This is a genomic window from Burkholderia sp. LMU1-1-1.1 (genome assembly GCF_040675865.1).
GTDB lineage: Bacteria > Pseudomonadota > Gammaproteobacteria > Burkholderiales > Burkholderiaceae_D > Rugamonas.
The window spans coordinates 40,609-56,518 of sequence record NZ_JBEGHG010000004.1; the positions used below are offsets into that span (position 1 = coordinate 40,609).

At 66.0% G+C, this 15,910-nt stretch carries 14 protein-coding genes; 11 read left to right on the forward strand and 3 right to left on the reverse strand.

The features are described 5' to 3' along the window. The first annotated feature begins 163 nt into the window (after window positions 1-163). Window positions 164-1,165, forward strand: a complete 1,002-nt coding sequence (locus tag MRBLMU1_RS04950; protein WP_363498394.1) for a LacI family DNA-binding transcriptional regulator — start codon at window positions 164-166, stop codon at window positions 1,163-1,165. 168 nt (window positions 1,166-1,333) lie between these two features. On the opposite strand, the gene MRBLMU1_RS04955 is transcribed toward MRBLMU1_RS04950, so the two are convergent. Then, on the reverse strand, window positions 1,334-1,732 hold the full coding sequence (locus MRBLMU1_RS04955) for an SWIB/MDM2 domain-containing protein (RefSeq protein WP_315213528.1): 399 nt from the start codon (window positions 1,730-1,732) through the stop codon (window positions 1,334-1,336). A gap of 235 nt (window positions 1,733-1,967) precedes the next feature. Continuing rightward, window positions 1,968-3,335 carry a signal recognition particle protein gene (ffh, locus tag MRBLMU1_RS04960; protein WP_363497892.1) on the reverse strand — a complete coding sequence of 456 codons (1,368 nt, stop codon included), beginning with the start codon at window positions 3,333-3,335 and terminating at the stop codon, window positions 1,968-1,970. Window positions 3,336-3,537: 202 nt separating this feature from the next. On the opposite strand from ffh, the gene MRBLMU1_RS04965 reads away from it, so the two are divergent. Next, window positions 3,538-4,590, forward strand: a complete 1,053-nt coding sequence (locus MRBLMU1_RS04965; protein WP_363497894.1) for a YjgN family protein — start codon at window positions 3,538-3,540, stop codon at window positions 4,588-4,590. 8 nt (window positions 4,591-4,598) lie between these two features. Further along, the gene (locus MRBLMU1_RS04970; protein WP_363497897.1) at window positions 4,599-5,621 is read left to right on the forward strand and encodes a M48 family metallopeptidase; all 1,023 of its coding nucleotides are present in this window, start codon (window positions 4,599-4,601) and stop codon (window positions 5,619-5,621) included. Window positions 5,622-5,652: 31 nt separating this feature from the next. Here MRBLMU1_RS04970 and MRBLMU1_RS04975 read toward each other — a convergent pair whose 3' ends face one another. Next, a complete protein-coding gene (locus tag MRBLMU1_RS04975) occupies window positions 5,653-7,821 on the reverse strand; it encodes a hypothetical protein (RefSeq protein ID WP_363497900.1) in 2,169 nt (722 codons plus the stop codon). A gap of 337 nt (window positions 7,822-8,158) precedes the next feature. Here MRBLMU1_RS04975 and MRBLMU1_RS04980 point away from each other — a divergent pair, with 337 nt between their 5' ends. The 8 genes from MRBLMU1_RS04980 to ampD are packed head-to-tail and all read left to right on the forward strand — an operon-like array spanning window position 8,159 to window position 15,709. Next, the gene (locus MRBLMU1_RS04980; RefSeq protein ID WP_363497902.1) at window positions 8,159-9,133 is read left to right on the forward strand and encodes an ABC transporter substrate-binding protein; all 975 of its coding nucleotides are present in this window, start codon (window positions 8,159-8,161) and stop codon (window positions 9,131-9,133) included. After that, window positions 9,134-9,967, forward strand: coding sequence for an ABC transporter permease (locus MRBLMU1_RS04985; RefSeq protein ID WP_363497905.1), 834 nt, complete (start codon window positions 9,134-9,136; stop codon window positions 9,965-9,967). Beyond that, on the forward strand, window positions 9,964-10,761 hold the full coding sequence (locus tag MRBLMU1_RS04990) for an ABC transporter ATP-binding protein (protein ID WP_363497908.1): 798 nt from the start codon (window positions 9,964-9,966) through the stop codon (window positions 10,759-10,761). Before MRBLMU1_RS04985 ends, MRBLMU1_RS04990 begins: the two co-directional genes overlap by 4 nt. A 22-nt stretch (window positions 10,762-10,783) precedes the next feature. Next, window positions 10,784-11,587 carry a cytochrome C assembly family protein gene (locus tag MRBLMU1_RS04995; protein WP_363497911.1) on the forward strand — a complete coding sequence of 268 codons (804 nt, stop codon included), beginning with the start codon at window positions 10,784-10,786 and terminating at the stop codon, window positions 11,585-11,587. Beyond that, complete coding sequence (locus MRBLMU1_RS05000; protein WP_363497914.1) at window positions 11,584-11,889, forward strand: PP0621 family protein; 306 nt, start codon at window positions 11,584-11,586, stop codon at window positions 11,887-11,889. Before MRBLMU1_RS04995 ends, MRBLMU1_RS05000 begins: the two co-directional genes overlap by 4 nt. Window positions 11,890-11,904: 15 nt before the next feature. Next, window positions 11,905-13,599, forward strand: coding sequence for a sensor histidine kinase (locus MRBLMU1_RS05005; RefSeq protein WP_363497917.1), 1,695 nt, complete (start codon window positions 11,905-11,907; stop codon window positions 13,597-13,599). 14 nt (window positions 13,600-13,613) lie between these two features. After that, a complete protein-coding gene (locus MRBLMU1_RS05010) occupies window positions 13,614-15,089 on the forward strand; it encodes a sigma-54-dependent transcriptional regulator (RefSeq protein WP_363497920.1) in 1,476 nt (491 codons plus the stop codon). Beyond that, a complete protein-coding gene (gene ampD / locus MRBLMU1_RS05015; protein ID WP_363497923.1) occupies window positions 15,086-15,709 on the forward strand; it encodes a 1,6-anhydro-N-acetylmuramyl-L-alanine amidase AmpD in 624 nt (207 codons plus the stop codon). Before MRBLMU1_RS05010 ends, ampD begins: the two co-directional genes overlap by 4 nt. Window positions 15,710-15,910: the final 201 nt, after the last annotated feature.

The window sequence follows — 15,910 nt, forward strand, 5'->3', positions numbered from 1 at the left end:
TGGCCGTGCGGGGTGGCGGCCGCCGTCAACGCCACGGAAAGCCGGGCGCAATCGCATATAATCAGAAGCTTGATCAACCAAGGAATCGCTGACCAGCCAGCAAGGGAACCACGTGCCTGTAAAACAAACTGATCGCAGCCAGAGCGGCGCAACCATTTATGATGTGGCGCGCGTTGCCGGAGTATCGGCCATGACGGTGTCGCGGGTCATGAATGGCAACTCGCACGTCTCGGACGCCACGCGCGAGAAAGTGACGGCGGCGATCGAATCCCTGAACTACCAGGTCAACTTCGCCGCCCGCGCGGCCCGCGTGGGCACGCTGGGCGTCGGCCTGCTCTACAGCAACCCCAGCTCGGCCTACATGAGCGCGTTCCTGGTCGGCGCGATGGACCAGTGCAGCCAGAGCGGCGGCCAGTTGATCCTGGAGCGCTGCGACGACCTGCGCAGCCAGCGCAGCGCCATCGCCCGCCTGATCGCCAACGGCGCCGACGGCATCCTGGTGCCGCCGCCGTTGTGCGATTCCAAGTCGGCGTTGAAGCAGCTCGACCAGATCGGCATGCCGACCGTGGCGATCGCCACCGGCCGGCCGGTCGCGGGCGTCTCGGCCGTGCGCATCGACGACTATGAGGGCGCGATGGCGATGATGCGCTACCTGCTCGGGCGCGGCCACAAGGACATCGCCTTCATCCAGGGCGATCCGCTGCACACGCCGGCGCAGTTGCGCTACAAGGCCTACCAGGACGCCATGGCCGAAGCCGGCCTGGCCGTGTTGCCGGAGCGTGTCGCGCCCGGGCTGTTCACGTACCGCTCGGGCTTGACGGCCGCGCGCCAGCTGCTGGCGCACAAGACGCGGCCGAGCGCCATCTTCGCCGCCAACGACGACATGGCCGCCGCCGTGGTGGCGGTGGCGCACGGTTTGCATCTGCAGGTGCCGGAGGACTTGGTGGTGTGCGGCTTCGACGACACGCCGGTCGCCACCACCGTCTGGCCGGAGCTGACCACGATCCACCAGCCGATCAGCGACATGGCGCGCGCCGCCGTCGACCTGTTGGTCGACCAGATCCGCCGCCGCCGCGCCGGCGACCCCGCGCCGGTGCAGCACAAGCTGCTGCCGTTCACCTTGATCACGCGCGAATCGTCCGACGCCTCGCTGGCCGGCACTTGATACTCCGGGGTCAGGTCCACCTTTTCTACACGGCCTCTTGTGTACGACCGCCTCACGGTCGAGCTTGTGTAGAATTGGTGGACCTGACCCCGGAGTTGCGGGCAAAAAAAATGCCTCCGTCGCGTGGGCGAGGGAGGCATCTCCGGCGCGGCCTCGCGGCCGCTGCGCTTATTTCAGGTGGTCGGAAATGAGCTTGGTCATTTCGAACATGGACACTTGGGCTTTGCCGCCGAATACAGCTTTCAGCTTGTCGTCGGCGTTGATCATGCGGCGGTTGGCCGGATCTTGCAGGTCAAGCTTCTTGATGTAGTCCCAGACTTTTTTGGTCACTTCGGTACGTGGCAGCGGGGTGGCGCCCACGACGGCTGCGAGCACGGTCGATGGGGTCATCGCTTTCATGAATGCGGCATTCGGTTTGCGTGCGGCGGCCGGCGCGGCGGCTTTTTTCACTGCGGCTGGTTTGGCTGCTGCTTCTTTTGCTGGTGCTGCTTTTTTCGCGGCTGCCGGTTTAGCGGCCGCGGCCTTCTTAGCTGGTGCTGCTGCTGGGGTTTTTTTGGCTGTTGCCATTCTCGAGCCTCCTTAACGAACACATGGAAAATTGCGCAATTGATCGCACCGGCTAATATTGGTGGGGTTTTAAGCCTTATGCAAGTCTTTTTCGCGTTTTTGTCCGGAAACACCACGTAAATCCCCGGCTACGTGGGCCAGTGCACCGTCCAAGGGCGCAAACCCGCATATTTCCCTGTGTCCGCGCCGCTTTGGCGCACCGTTCCGGGCACGCTTTACGCACCCGTTCCCGGCCTTAGCGCATGCCCGGCATCATGCCCTTCATCGAGCGCATCATCTTCATCATGCCGCCGCCGGAGAGCTTTTTCATCATCGATTGCATCTGCTCGAACTGGGTCAGCATGCGGTTGACCTCCTGCACCTGCACGCCGGCGCCGGCGGCGATGCGGCGCTTGCGGGTGGCCTTGATCAGTTCCGGCTTGGCCCGTTCCTGCGGCGTCATCGAGTCGATGATGCCGACCATGCGCCGCACCTGCTTGTCGGCCTGGTCCATGTTGGCGCCGCCGGCGGCCTGCTGGAACTGCGCCGGCAGCTTGTCGACCAGGCTGGCCATGCCGCCCATTTTCTTCATCTGGCCCAGTTGCGCCTTGAAGTCGTTCATGTCGAACTTGCCGCCGACCTTCATCTTTTGCGCCAGGTCGGCCGCCGCCTTGCTGTCGACGCCTTTGCGCGCCTCTTCCACCAGCGCCATGATGTCGCCCATGCCCAGCACGCGGTTGGCCATGCGGGCCGGGTCGAACGCTTCGAGGCCGTCGAGCTTTTCGGACACGCCGGCGAACTTGATCGGCTTGCCGGTGATGTGGCGTACCGACAGCGCCGCGCCGCCGCGCGAATCGCCGTCGAGCTTGGTGAGCACGATGCCGGTCAGCGGCAGCGCGTCGTTGAAGGCCTTGGCGGTGTTGATGGCGTCCTGGCCGAGCATGGCGTCGACCACGAACAAGGTCTCGATCGGCTTGACGGCCGCGTGCACGGCGGCGATCTCGGTCATCATCGCCTCGTCGATGCCCAGGCGGCCGGCGGTGTCGATGATCAGCACGTCGTGGTAGTGCTTCTTGGCCCAGTCGAGCGCGGCGAGCGCGATGTCGACCGGCTTGTCCTGCGCGGTGGACGGGAAGAAGTCGGCGCCGACCTGCGCGGTGACCGATTGCAGCTGGGCGATCGCGGCCGGACGGTAGACGTCGGCCGACACCGTCAGCACCTTCTTCTTCTTTTCTTCCTTGAGGTATTTGGCCAGCTTGCCGACCGTGGTGGTCTTGCCGACACCCTGCAGACCGGCCATCAGGATGATCGCCGGCGGCTGCTGGGCAAAGCTCAGCTGCGTGGCTTCCGGGCCGAGGTCGGCGCCCATCAGGGCGGCCAGCTCGCGCTGCACCACGCCGACCAGCGCCTGGCCGGGTGTCAGCGACGAGATCACTTCCTCGCCCAGGGCTTTTTCCTTGACCCGGGCGATGAATTCGCGCACGGCCGGCAGGGCGACGTCGGCCTCGAGCAGCGCCATGCGCACCTCGCGCAGCATCTCGGCGGTGTTGGCTTCGGTCAGGCGGGCCTCGCCGCGCATCGTTTTGACGACCTTGGCAAGGCGTTGGGTAAGATTATCTAGCATGTTGGGACCTGCAAAACGGTAGGGTGGGCCGGCGAGGCCGGACAATGGCCGCCATTTTACCGCATCGCGCGGTGGCGGCAGGCCCGACGGAGCGTTATCAAAAAGTATAATTTCTCATTGACAACACGATGACTTAAAGGCATCGTCTTGCTTTGCCTGCGTTTAGGCTTGGTTCGCTTATTCCAATTAGAGGATGTGCCCCATGAAGCAATTCCAGACGGAGCCCGATGCCCAGCCGGAGCGCCTGCGTTTTCACGCCACCGGCGGCGAGTACTTCCGCATTTGGATCGTCAACCTGCTGCTGACCATTGTCACGCTGGGTATTTATTCCGCCTGGGCCAAGGTGCGCCGCAACCAGTATTTTTATTCGAGCACGCAATTGGCCGGCAGCAGCTTCGAGTACCACGGCAATCCGGTCGCCATCCTCAAAGGCCGCATCGTGGCGGCGGTGGCGTTCGCGATCTACTTTTTCGGCGCCCAGGTCTCGCCGGTGCTGTCGCTCGTCGCGCTGCTGGTCATGGCCGGCGCGGCGCCCTGGTTCATTTGGCGCAGCTTCCAGTTCCGGCTGCATAACTCGGCGTATCGCGGCATCCGCTTCCGCTTTGTCGCGGACGTGCGCGACGCCTACGTCAACTATCTGGTGCGTCCGTGGCTCAACGCCGTGACCGCCGGCCTGGCGGCGCCGTTCGTGCACCAGCGCGCCAAGGCCTGGCAGGTCGATGAAAGCCGTTTCGGCCAGGCGCGCTTCTCGTTCGACGCCGGCGTCGGCGATTTTTACAAGCTCTATGGCTGCTTCGTGCTGGCCGGCGGCGCCGGCATCGGCCTGACCATCTGGCTGATCCTGTCCGGCGCGCCGGTGTCGCCCGACGCGCCCGGCTATGCCGCGCGTGCCCAGATGGAAACCGGCTTGGTGATCATGGCGATCTACGCCTGGCTGTTGCTGCTCGGGCCGTTGTTCATCAACATGGTGCAAAACATGGTGTGGAACCATACCAGCCTCGAGCAGCACCGGTTCCAGTCCGACGTCAAATGGGGCCGCATGTTGTTCATCACCGTGACCAATTACCTGGCCGTGATCTGCACGCTGGGACTGTTCCTGCCGTTCGCGCGCGTGCGCTCGATGCGCTACCGGATCGAGTCGCTGATGCTGGTGCCAAGCGGCAGCCTAGACGACGTGCTGGCCGGCGCGGACGGCGACGTCGGCGCCACCGGCGAAGGCATGGCCGAATTCATGGACTTCGATTTTTCGTTGTGAGCGGCGGGATGGAAGCGCCGCCGCCCGGGCCGGTGCCGGCCCGCTATTTCGACGGTAAGAGCTCGCGCCTGCACCGGGTGTCGCTCGAGGTGCGCGACGGCGTGGCGCGGCTGGCCGGCGACGTCGAACGCGAGGCCTCGCTGGCCACGCTGCGTGTGTCGGAGCGCAGCCGCCACGCCGCGCGCAAGGTGACGTTCGCCGACGGCGCCTGGCTGGAGGTCGACGATGCGGACGCGTTCGCGCGGTTGCTGGAGCATACCGGCCATCGGGACGGCGCGGTGGTGCGCTGGCAAAACAGTTGGCGTGCCGCGCTGGGCGCGCTGACCGCGACCGTGATGGTGCTGGCGACCGGCTATGTGTACGCGCTGCCGGCGGCGGCCGGCTGGATCGCGCAACTGGTGCCGCAGCGCGTCGAGCGCCAGCTCGGGCAGGGCGTGTTGCGGATACTCGACGGCCGGATGCTGGGGCCGACGCGGCTGACGGCGGCGCGCCAGGAGCAATTGCGGCAACAATTCTCGGCGATGACCGCGCCGGAGGCGGAGGCGCCGTCGTGGCGGCTGGTGTTCCGCAGCAGCCGCGTGGGGCCGAACGCCTTCGCGCTGCCGTCCGGCGACATCGTCATGACCGACCAACTGGTCGCGCTGCTGGGCGACGACCAGGCGGTGATGGGCGTGCTGGCGCATGAGTTGGGCCATTTGCACCGGCGCCACCTGACGCGCCGCATCGTCCAGAGCTCGGCCGTCGCGGCGACGACCTGGCTGGTGTTCGGCGACATCTCCTCGATCATGACGACCTTGCCCACGCTGGTGTTGGACATGAAGTACTCGCGCGACGCCGAATACGAGGCCGACGATTACGCGGTCGCCATGTTGCGCCATAACCGCATCGACCCGTCGCATCTGGCGGCGGCGTTCGCCAAGCTGGACAAGGAGGTTGACGCCTCCGCCACCACTCCTTCTCCCTACCTGTCCAGCCATCCTGCCAGCGCCGAACGCATCGCGCGCATCCGCTCGTCCCAAGGCGTCAGGTAAGACTATCTTGCATGATGCCGCCGCCGTTCGCTCAGTTGGACAACAGCAGGCGCAGCACGGCGGCGCCGGAGATCACCGCAAAGCTGTTCGGGCCGGTCGGCACGATGTCGGACGGAGCATACAGTCCTGCCGGCAACGCGCCCAGGCGGATGCCCGGCACGCCGGGCACGCCCGCCGCCACCGTGCGGTTGCCGGCCGCGTCGGTGGCGTAAATCACATTCTGGGCGGAGTCGGCGGTGTAGACCAGGCCGTTCGGTGCCGCGTTCAAGCCGGCCGGCAGCGCGGCGATGGTGGTGACCACCGCCTGCGGCGTGACCTTGCGGAACTTGTCGACGTCGCTGACGTAGAGGTTGCCGGCGATGTCGATTCCTTCGATCTGTGGCGCGATAAAGGTGGCCGCCGCGCCGGTGCCGTCGGTCGAAGCTGTCTGGCCCCGCGTGGCCGTGCCGGCGAACACCGTGACCGCGCCGGCGGCCGTCACCTTGTACAGCGCGCCGCCCGAGTTGACCGAAAGCGAGTTTTGCGGCGGGCGCGCCGACAGGAAGACGTTGCCGTCGGCGTCGACGACGATGCCGTTCGGTTTGAACGCGAAGTCCTTATCGGCCACCAGGGTGCTGACCGTGCCGTCAACGGCGATCTTGCGCAGCCACAAGCCGTGCGCGTCCTCATTGCGCGCGCCGCCGTACGGCTCGGCGAAATCGAGCGTGTAGAGATTGCCCGCCAGGTCGGCCGCCAAATGGCTCAGGCGCACGAAGCGCGCCGTCTCGCCCGCGCCGTCGATCTCCTGGTGGCTGTCGCCCTCGAAGCCGGCGAACGGTTGCAGCGCGCCGCCGGTCAATTGGTCGATCTGGGCTTCGCGCGCCAGCTGGACGGTGCGCGTGGCGCTGTTGAAGCGCAGTTTGCTCACGGCCGTCGTGGTGCCGTAGGCTGGGAAGAAACCGGTGTTCGGCGGCTGGGCAACCCGGTACAGCGTGCTCACCACGCCGGCCGGCGTGACCTGGCGCACGTTGACGCCGTCGCTTGCGTCGTCGAGCACGACGAGGTTGCCGTTGTTGTCCAGGGAGATCGACCGCAGTCCGCCAAAGCGCGCCGTGGCGGCGTCGCCGTCGATCGATGTGTAGGGGGCGCCGGCCAGGCCGGCGACCGTGGTCACCAGGCCGGTGCGGCTGATCCGGCGCAAGGTGTTGCCGTCGCAGACGTACAGGTTGCCGCTGGCGTCGGTGGTGGCGTCGTTGATGCTCGAGAAGCGGGCGGCGGCGCCCTGGCCGTCGACTTGCACGCCGGAGGAGGCGGCGCCGGCCAGCACGGTGGCGCTGGCGCCGTCGGCGGCCACGCGCAACACCTGCGCGTCGTTGTACAGGTAGATGTTGGCGTCACGGTCGATCACCACGCGGCTGGCGGTCAGGTTGTTTTGCAGCGTGGTGATCTGTCCGCCACGCAGCACACGCAGGCGCGCGTCGCCGTCGTAGTCGATGAAATAGATGTCGCCATTGGGGGCGACGGCCAGCCCGCTGACCTTGCCGGTCTGCGCGGTGGCGGCGCCGCCGTCGGCGTGGCCGTAGCCGAGCGACGCCAGCGGCGTGGCCGTCAGCACGTTGCCGGTCGGGCCGATGACGCGGATGACGGAGAACGATTGTTGGGTGGCGGCCGAGTATTTAAGATCGGCCACCACCAGATTGCCGCTCCTGTCGACGTCCATGGCAACGATGCTGGTGAAGCGCGCGGCCGTGCCCTGGCCGTCGATCAGGCCTTTCCCGCCCAGCGAGCCGGCCAGCAAGGCCAGGCCGGTGGTTTGGCGCGGGTCCGGCATCAGCGCCAGCTTGGCCGTCGCCGTCACGCCGGCCGAGGTGGCGGTGATGGTGACCGGCGTGGCGGCGCTCACGGCTGCCGCTGGTGGCGTGTAGGTGACGCTGTTGCCGGTGGTGGCCGACAAGGTGCCCAGGCTGCCCGTGCCGAGCGCCCAGGTGACGTCGGCGCCGCGGCCCAGGACCGCCGTCAGGGTCACCGGTTTGGTGCCGACGATGCGACTCGAGGTCGTGCTCAGGCCGATCGTCTGCGGCGCATCCGGCGTGGGCGGCGTGGTCGGGGCGGTGGTGCCGCCACCGCCGCCACCGCCGCAGGCGGCAAGGTTGGCCGCCACCAGGGCGCCGATCGCGGTGCCGACGAACCTGCGGCGCGTGTATGTGTTGTTTGCTTTCATTGCCGACGTCCTTAGTCTGTATTGTTGGCTGTGCGCCGGACGCCTTTGCCCGGTGAAGGGCGGCGGCGTTTCGACACTTGCTTCATTGAGCCACGTCAACGTCCATGAGGGAACTTTGTACTCTCATGTGTGTAGACGCAACTTTATCGAAATAATCATGCCCATTATCAACGCAGATAGCCCGTTAATACTCACGCATTGTCACTCTGACAGGGTTGTTTTGTAACAAATAGCAACGGCGGACGGCTTCATGACGATAGGCAAGTGATCGCCTGCTTGATATGATCGCCACACTACAAGAGTGGCCGCCGGCCATGTCGAGACCTAGGAGAGACGGATGAGACTGAAATCGATCTGCAGGATGGTGTGCGTGGGTTTATTGTTGAGCGCCACCGGCGCCCAGGCGCAAGACGTGGTCAGGCTGGGCAACCTGAAGTTCGCCCATTACGGCGCCGTCTCCTATATAAAAGAGATCGCACCCAAATGCGGCATCAAGGTCGAGGAGCATATCTTCGCCAAGGGGCTGGACGTGATGCAGGCCATCATCGCGGGCGAGCTCGACGTCGGCACCACGGCGTCGGAAGCGGCCATCTCCGGCCGCGCCGGCGGCGCGCCGATCTTCGTGGTGGCCGGTTTCGCCAAGGGCGGCGCTCGGCTGGTCGGGCGCACCGACCTGAACCTGAAAACCGTCAAGGATCTCAAGGGCAAGCGGGTCGGCGTCACGCGCGGTGGCATCCAGGAGGTGCTGCTGCTGGCCGAGCTGCAAAAGAACGGCATGAGCTTTTCCGACCAGCCGGGCAAGGACGTGCAGCTGGTGTTCCTCGCCTACGCCGACCTCAACCAGGCGCTGCTGGGCAAGAACATCGACGCCATGATGCAGTCCGAGCCGCAGTCGTCGCAGGCCATCAACAAGGGCTTCGGCAGCGAGATGCTCAAGCCGTACGACACCCCGATCGGCGAGCCGGTGCGCACCATGGTCATGACGGAGAAGTTCTACAAGGAGAAGCGGCCGGTGGCCGAGAAGTTCATGAACTGCTTCGTGCAGGCCACCAAGACCTTCATCGAGAACAAGGCGACGGCCGAGAAGTACGTGCGCGAGGTGGTGTTCAAGGGCCAGATCACCAAGGACGATTTCGACGACGCCATCGGCAATTCGCCGTACAGCTACGACATCACCCCCGAGCATATCCAGACCACCACCGACGTCATGGTCAAGACCGGCGTCGGCCGCATGAGCAAGCCGCCGCTGGCCAAGGATTGGGTCAAGACCGACCTGCTCGACGCGGCCAAGAAGAACCTGGGCGTGAAGTAAATGGCCGCCGCGTCCAATTCCTCGTGGCGGCAGGCCGCCGTCGGCATGGTGGTGCCGGCCCTGGTCATCGCGCTGTGGCAGGCGGTGGCGATGCTCGGCTGGGTCAATCCGCAGGTGCTGCCGTCGCCGCTGGCGGTGGTGGAAAAATGGATCGCCTACCTGCTGCCGCTGCAGCCCTACGATCCGGCGGCGAGCGGATGGCTGGCGTGGGCCGTCTCCGGTGAGTTGATCACCGATTCGATCGGCAGCCTGTATCGGGTGGTGGTCGGCTTCGTCATCGGCGCCGGCCTGGCGCTGCCGATCGGACTGGCCATGGGCGCCAACCCGAAGGTCTACGACTGGCTCAATCCCCTGGTGCAGCTGCTGCGGCCCATCCCGCCGATCGCCTACATCCCGCTGTCGATCCTGTGGTTCGGCCTCGGCAATCCGCCGGCCGTGTTCCTGATCGCGCTGGGCGCGTTCTTCCCGGTGCTGATGAACACCATCGCCGGCGTGCGCCAGGTCGACGGCATCTACCTGCGCGCGGCGCGCAACCTGGGCGCCAGCGGCGGCACCATGTTCCTGCGCGTGATCCTGCCGGCCGCCGTGCCATATATATTGTCGGGCGTGCGCATCGGCATCGGCACCGCCTTCATCGTGGTGATCGTCTCCGAGATGATCGCGGTGAACAACGGCCTCGGTTTCCGCATCCTGGAGGCGCGCGAGTACTTCTGGTCCGATAAGATCATCGCCGGCATGATCAGCATCGGCTTGATCGGCCTGGCCATCGACGTCGGCATGAACAAGCTGAATAACCACCTGCTGCGCTGGCACCGCGGATTGGAGAACCAATGAGCGCGACCCATATCGTCGTATCGAATGTCAGCAAGGTGTTCCAGACCGCCGACCGCGAACTGGTGGCGCTCAAGGACATCGACCTGGAGATCCCGCAGGGGCAGTTCGTCTGCCTGCTGGGCCCCTCGGGCTGCGGTAAATCGACGCTGCTGAACGCGGTGGCCGGCTTCGCGCCGCCGACGTCGGGCAGCATCACCGCCGACGGCAAGCTGGTGACCGGTCCGGGGCCGGAGCGCGGCATGGTGTTCCAGGAATACGCGCTGTTCCCGTGGATGACGGTGGCCGACAACGTCGCCTTCGGCCTGGAGATCAAGGGCATGGCCAAGGCCGAGATCAATGCCGTCGTCGACAAGCTGCTCGGCATGTTGTCCTTGCAGGATTTCCGCCACCGCTTTCCGAAGGACCTGTCGGGCGGCATGCGCCAGCGGGTGGCGATCGCCCGCGTGCTGGCGCTCGATTCGCCGATCATGCTGATGGACGAGCCGTTCGGCGCCCTCGACGCCCTCACGCGCCGCAACCTGCAGGACGAGCTGCTGCGCATCTGGTCCGAGCTGAAAAAGACCATCATCTTCGTCACCCACAGTATAGAAGAGGCGATCTACCTGGCCGACCGCATCGTCGTCATGACCTACCGGCCGGGCACCGTCAAGCGCGACCTGGTCGTCGATCTGCCGCGCATGCGCGATCCGGCCGCCGCCGAATTCAACGCCCTGAAGCGCGAACTGGGCCAGCTGGTCATGGAGGAACAGCAGCGCCATCACAATGACGAATTGCGGATGGCGGCCGTCGACTGAGCGATGGTGTAAACTGCGGGACATGCAGACCTACTTGTTCATCGCAGCCATCGCGCTGTACATCCTGTGCGCCGCCCTGCCATCGCGCCGCGCCGGCCTGATTTCGGCCGTGACGGTGGCCGCCTGGGCGCTGCACGGCGCCGGCCTGTGGCTGGAGGTGGCGGCCGCCGGTTCGCTGCGGATCGGTTTCGCGGCCATGTTGTCGTCGGCGCTGTGGGTGTCGGTGGCGGCCTACTGGCTGGAAAACCGCAATTTCAGCCTGGACGGCATGCGCCGCCTGGTCATGCCCAGCGCCGCCGTCGCCGCCGCGCTGCAGGCCGTTTTCCCCGGCAACCTGATCCCGCTGGAGGGCAAAAGCTCCTTGTTCGGCTGGCACATCGCCATCGCCACCATGGCCTACAGCACGCTGACCATCGCCGCCTTCCACGCCGTGCTGATGGCGCTGCAGGAGGCGCGGCTGCACGCGGCCACCGACCGCAAGAGCTTCCTGTCCGGCGCGCTGGACCAGCTGCCAGCCCTACTGACGATGGAGAAGCTGTTGTTCCGCATGATAGGCTTCGGCTTCGCGCTATTGAGTTTGACGGTGTTGTCGGGCATCGTGTTTTCGGAACAGCTGTTCGGCCAGGCGCTCAAATGGGACCACAAGTCGGCGTTTACGCTACTGTCATGGATGTTGTTCGCCGCGCTGCTGGCCGGCCGGCGCTTCCGCGGCTGGCGCGGCAAGACGGCGCTGAGTTTCACCCTGGCCGGATTCGCGACGTTGTTGCTGGCGTATGTCGGCAGCCGTTTTGTGTTTGAAGTGGTTTTGCATAAAGGATGGGCATGAGCCGTATTTTGTTTTGGCTGGGGTTGATTTTCCTGGTGATCTTCGCGATCCGCAGCAAAATCCGTAGCGCGCAAAAACGCAACCAGCAGCAGTTCCGTCAACCGCCGCCGAACCAGGAGGTGCCGCCCGGCCAGGGCGGCGGCCAGACCATTTATAAGGCGCGCACGGAAAAGGCGCTGGCCGACGCCGAGACGATGCTCGAATGCGCCAAGTGCGGTATTTTCTTCCCCGCCTCCGAGGCGGTCCACGCCAAGGGCCGCGATTACTGCTGCGCGGCGCACGCCGCCGCGCCGGCGGCCTAAGGCCCGGGCCGGCCCGTGGTCGCGCGCCTGCAAGCCCTGTCCGCTGAATCGCGCGCCACCTTCTGGCGGTCGCTGCAAACGCTCAACGCCACCCGCGTGGTCATCGCGCTGGTGCTGCTGGTCTATCTGAGCTTCGACAGCCGGGGCCTGCGCGCCGCCGACGAATATCCCTACCTGCCGGTGTGCCTGGCCTATCTGGGCTTGGCGGTCGCCTTCGCGTTGACGGCCGTGTACTGGCGCCGCCACTTCCTGCTGCAACTGCTGTCGCAGATCGCCTGCGACCTGGCCGTCATCTCGCTGCTGTATATCGCCGGCGGCGGGGTGCGCAGCGGCCTGGCCATCCTGTATCTGTTCCCGCTGGCCGGTTCGGCCATCCTGGCGCCGCTGGTGCTGGCGCTGTTCTGCACCGCGCTGGTGGCGCTGTTCATGCTGGGCGAAAGCATGTGGCAACTGCTGGCGATGGAGAGCCAGCACGGCCTGCTGCAATCGGGCTTGTATGGCGCCGCCTTCTTCGCCGCCGTGTTGGTGGTCAACCGCATGGCCGGCAAATTGATCGGCCAGGAGGAGCTGGCGATCCAGCGCGGCATGGAAATCAATGTGCAGCAGGCGGTCAACCGGCTGGTGATGGCCAACATCGGCGACGGCATCCTGGTGGTCGATCCGGAGGGCCGGGTCTCGGCCGGCAATCCGGCGGCGCGCCAGATGCTCGGACTGGTCGGCCCGGACCTGAACTTCAAGCTGTCGGCGGCCGCGCCGCTGGCGCCGTTGGCGCAGGCGTACGCCGAGTGGCGCGACGACCCCGCGCGCAGCACGGTGTTCGTCACCATCAAGCCGTTCAGCGACGCCGCGTTGCAGGGATTGACCGCCGCCTGGAGCGCGCGCCGCGACCTGTCCGCGCACCTGAAGGTGCGCTTCGCGGCGGTCGACGCCACTTCCTCCGGCGTGGGCTTCGAGCGCAGCGTGATCTTCCTGCAGGACGTGACGGGCATCGAAAACCAGGCGCAGCAGCTCAAGCTGGCGTCGATGGGGCGCCTGACGGCCAGCATCGCCCACGAGGTGCGCAATCCGCTGTCGGCCATCGGCCACGCCACCGCGCTGCTGGGGGAGGACCTGGACAGCACCGTGCATCTGCGGCTGCTCAAGATCGTCGGCGACAACGTGGCGCGCGTCAACCGCATGGTCGAGGACATCCTGCAGCTGTCGCGCAAGGTGCAGCCGAATAACGAGCCGCTGGCGCTGGACGGCTTCCTGGCCGAGTTGCGGTCCGAATTCATCAACAACCACGGCCTGCCGTCGGACATCGTCGGCCTGTCGGTGGCGCCGGGGACGATGGTGCGCTTCGACCCGCTGCACCTGCGCGAAGTGGTGCTCAACCTGCTGAACAACGCCGTGCGCTATGCCAGCGGCGGCCCGCAATCGATCCGCGTCGACCTGCTCACCCATCCGCACCACGCCCAGCGCATGGAGCTGCACGTACAGGACGACGGCCCGGGCATCTCGCCGGAGGTGCGCGCCCACCTGTTCGAGCCGTTTTACACCACATCGAGTAAAGGGACCGGCCTGGGGCTGTATCTGGCGCGCGAATTGTGTTTGAATAACGAGGCCCGGCTCGATTACGAATACCGTTTCGATAGCCGCGACAGCGCCGATGGCGGCCGCCGCTCCAGCGGACGCTTTGTGATCACCTTCGCCCAACCGGCGCAAAAATAAGAAGAGGCAGTGCCATGAGCGAGCGTTCTCCCCGCGTGCTGGTGGTCGACGATGAAGCCGACCTGCGCGAATTGCTGGAACTGACCCTGGTGAAAATGGGGCTGGACGTCGACAGCGCCGCGACCCTGGCGGAGGCGCGCGCCTTGCTGGCTGGCGCCGACCGTGATTATCAATTGGTGCTGACCGACATGCGCCTGCCCGACGGCCTGGGTCTGGAGCTGGTGCGCGAGGTGTGCGCCGCCCACAAGAACACGCCGATCGCGGTGGTGACGGCCTTCGGCAGCGCCGACAACGCCGTCGTCGCGCTCAAGGCCGGCGCCTTCGACTACATCTCCAAGCCGGTGGCGTTGGACCAGTTGCGCCTGATGGTGCGCTCGGCGCTGCGCCTGAACGTCGCGCCGCCGGCCGGCCTGGCGGCCAGCGAGGTCCCGCCGGCCAGCCGCCTGAAGGGCGATTCGGCGGTGATCCAGTCGCTGCGCGCGCAGATCGCCAGGCTGGCGCGCTCGATGGCGCCGATCGCCATCCACGGCGAATCGGGCAGCGGCAAGGAGCTGGCGGCGCGCGAAATCCACGCGCAGAGCTCGCGCGCGAGCAAGCCCTTCGTCGCCGTCAACTGCGGCGCCATTCCGGAGGCGCTGATGGAGGCCGAGTTTTTCGGCTACCGCAAGGGCGCCTTCACCGGCGCCGCCGACGACCGGGACGGCTTCTTCCAGGCGGCCAACGGCGGCACCCTGATGCTCGACGAGGTGGCCGACCTGCCGCTGGCGATGCAGGTCAAGCTGCTGCGGGCGATCCAGGAGCGGCGCGTGCGCAAGATCGGCGCCACCGCCGAGGAGCCGGTCGACGTGCGTATTATTAGCGCGACCCACAAGAACCTGGCGCAGTGCGTGGAGCAGGGCAGTTTTCGCCAGGATCTGTTCTACCGCCTGAATGTGATCGAGCTGGGCCTGCCGCCGCTGCGCGAACGGCTCGACGATCTGGGCGTGCTGACCGGCGCGATACTGGAGCGGCTCGGCACCTTCGAGCACAAGGCGGCGCTGGGGGAGGGCGTGCTCGATGCCTTGCGCGGCTATTCCTTCCCCGGCAATGTGCGCGAGCTGGAGAACATCCTGGAGCGGGCGCTGGCCTTCGCCGACGACGGCGTGATCGAGGTGGCCGACCTGGCGCTGAAGGGCGCGCGCGTGGCCGAGGCGTCCGCGCCCGTGGCAGGGCCGATGCCGTCGCCGACGCCTGCGCCGATGTGGATACCGTTGCCGAATATCCCGGCGCAAGCGGACGCCGAGGCGCTGGCGCCGCCGCCCACGGCGGTGCCGGAGCCGCTGCCGGCCAGCCTGCCCGACTACCTGAACCAGATCGAGCGCGACATCATTTTGCGCGCGCTGGCGCAAACGCAGTTCAACCGCACGCAGGCCGCCCAACTGCTGGGCATCAGCTTCCGCCAGCTGCGCTATCAAATGCAGAAGCTGAACATCCAGGAGCCGGAGGCATGAAGGACCGCATAGGCGCGGACGGCTGGTGGCCGGCGGCGATCCGCTACGCCAGCCCGAACTTCGACTGCCGTCCCGACCCCGCCGATATCACGCTGCTGGTGATCCACAATGTCAGCCTGCCGGGCGGCTGTTTCGGCGGTCCCCACGTCTCCGACCTGTTTACCGGCCGGGTGGACTATAATGCTGACCCTTCGTTCGCGGACCTGCGCGGGCTGAAGGTGTCGAGCCATTTTTTTGTCCGTCGCGACGGCAGGGTGATCCAGTACGTCTCGGCCAACGACCGGGCCTGGCACGCCGGCGTCTCGTCGTTCCGCGGTCGCGAAAAATGTAACGACTACTCGATCGGCATCGAGCTCGAAGGCACCGACGACACGCCGTTCGAGCCGGCGCAGTACCGGGTGCTGGCGGTGTTGACCGAGGCGCTGCGGCGGCGCTACCCGCTGACCGACGTCCAGGGCCACGAGGACATCGCGCCGGGCCGCAAAACCGACCCCGGACCGTTGTTTGATTGGAACTTTTATGTTAAAAGTTGGCGGGAATTCTGTGAAGAAACTCCAATATCGGAAGCCGGGTTAGTAGGCGCTAGCGCTGTATTGCGCTTCGTAAAAGGCGTTCTGTAAAGTCAACTGAAAAAATGGCGGAAACGTAAAAATTTCCCCTTGTATTAGCCCCATCGGAACACTACAATCAGTGGATCGGTTCTTCGCAATCACTAGATATAGTAGTTCACATGGCACTGGTTAATCAAATCACAGCAAGTCCTTGGACCAACTCACCACCCTTATTAAAGTAGTTTAACCAGCCAGGCAGGTGTGGCTGAT

What these genes read in the sequence shown, in the direction of transcription:
- MRBLMU1_RS04955 (WP_315213528.1), bottom strand. Translation starts at nt 1,732, where the DNA reads ATGGCAACAGCCAAAAAAACCCCAGCAGCAGCACCAGCTAAGAAGGCC.
- ffh (WP_363497892.1), bottom strand. Translation starts at nt 3,335, where the DNA reads ATGCTAGATAATCTTACCCAACGCCTTGCCAAGGTCGTCAAAACGATG.
- MRBLMU1_RS04965 (WP_363497894.1), top strand. Translation starts at nt 3,538, where the DNA reads ATGAAGCAATTCCAGACGGAGCCCGATGCCCAGCCGGAGCGCCTGCGT.
- MRBLMU1_RS04970 (WP_363497897.1), top strand. Translation starts at nt 4,599, where the DNA reads ATGGAAGCGCCGCCGCCCGGGCCGGTGCCGGCCCGCTATTTCGACGGT.
- MRBLMU1_RS04975 (WP_363497900.1), bottom strand. Translation starts at nt 7,821, where the DNA reads ATGAAAGCAAACAACACATACACGCGCCGCAGGTTCGTCGGCACCGCG.
- MRBLMU1_RS04980 (WP_363497902.1), top strand. Translation starts at nt 8,159, where the DNA reads ATGAGACTGAAATCGATCTGCAGGATGGTGTGCGTGGGTTTATTGTTG.
- MRBLMU1_RS04985 (WP_363497905.1), top strand. Translation starts at nt 9,134, where the DNA reads ATGGCCGCCGCGTCCAATTCCTCGTGGCGGCAGGCCGCCGTCGGCATG.
- MRBLMU1_RS04990 (WP_363497908.1), top strand. Translation starts at nt 9,964, where the DNA reads ATGAGCGCGACCCATATCGTCGTATCGAATGTCAGCAAGGTGTTCCAG.
- MRBLMU1_RS04995 (WP_363497911.1), top strand. Translation starts at nt 10,784, where the DNA reads ATGCAGACCTACTTGTTCATCGCAGCCATCGCGCTGTACATCCTGTGC.
- MRBLMU1_RS05000 (WP_363497914.1), top strand. Translation starts at nt 11,584, where the DNA reads ATGAGCCGTATTTTGTTTTGGCTGGGGTTGATTTTCCTGGTGATCTTC.
- MRBLMU1_RS05010 (WP_363497920.1), top strand. Translation starts at nt 13,614, where the DNA reads ATGAGCGAGCGTTCTCCCCGCGTGCTGGTGGTCGACGATGAAGCCGAC.
- ampD (WP_363497923.1), top strand. Translation starts at nt 15,086, where the DNA reads ATGAAGGACCGCATAGGCGCGGACGGCTGGTGGCCGGCGGCGATCCGC.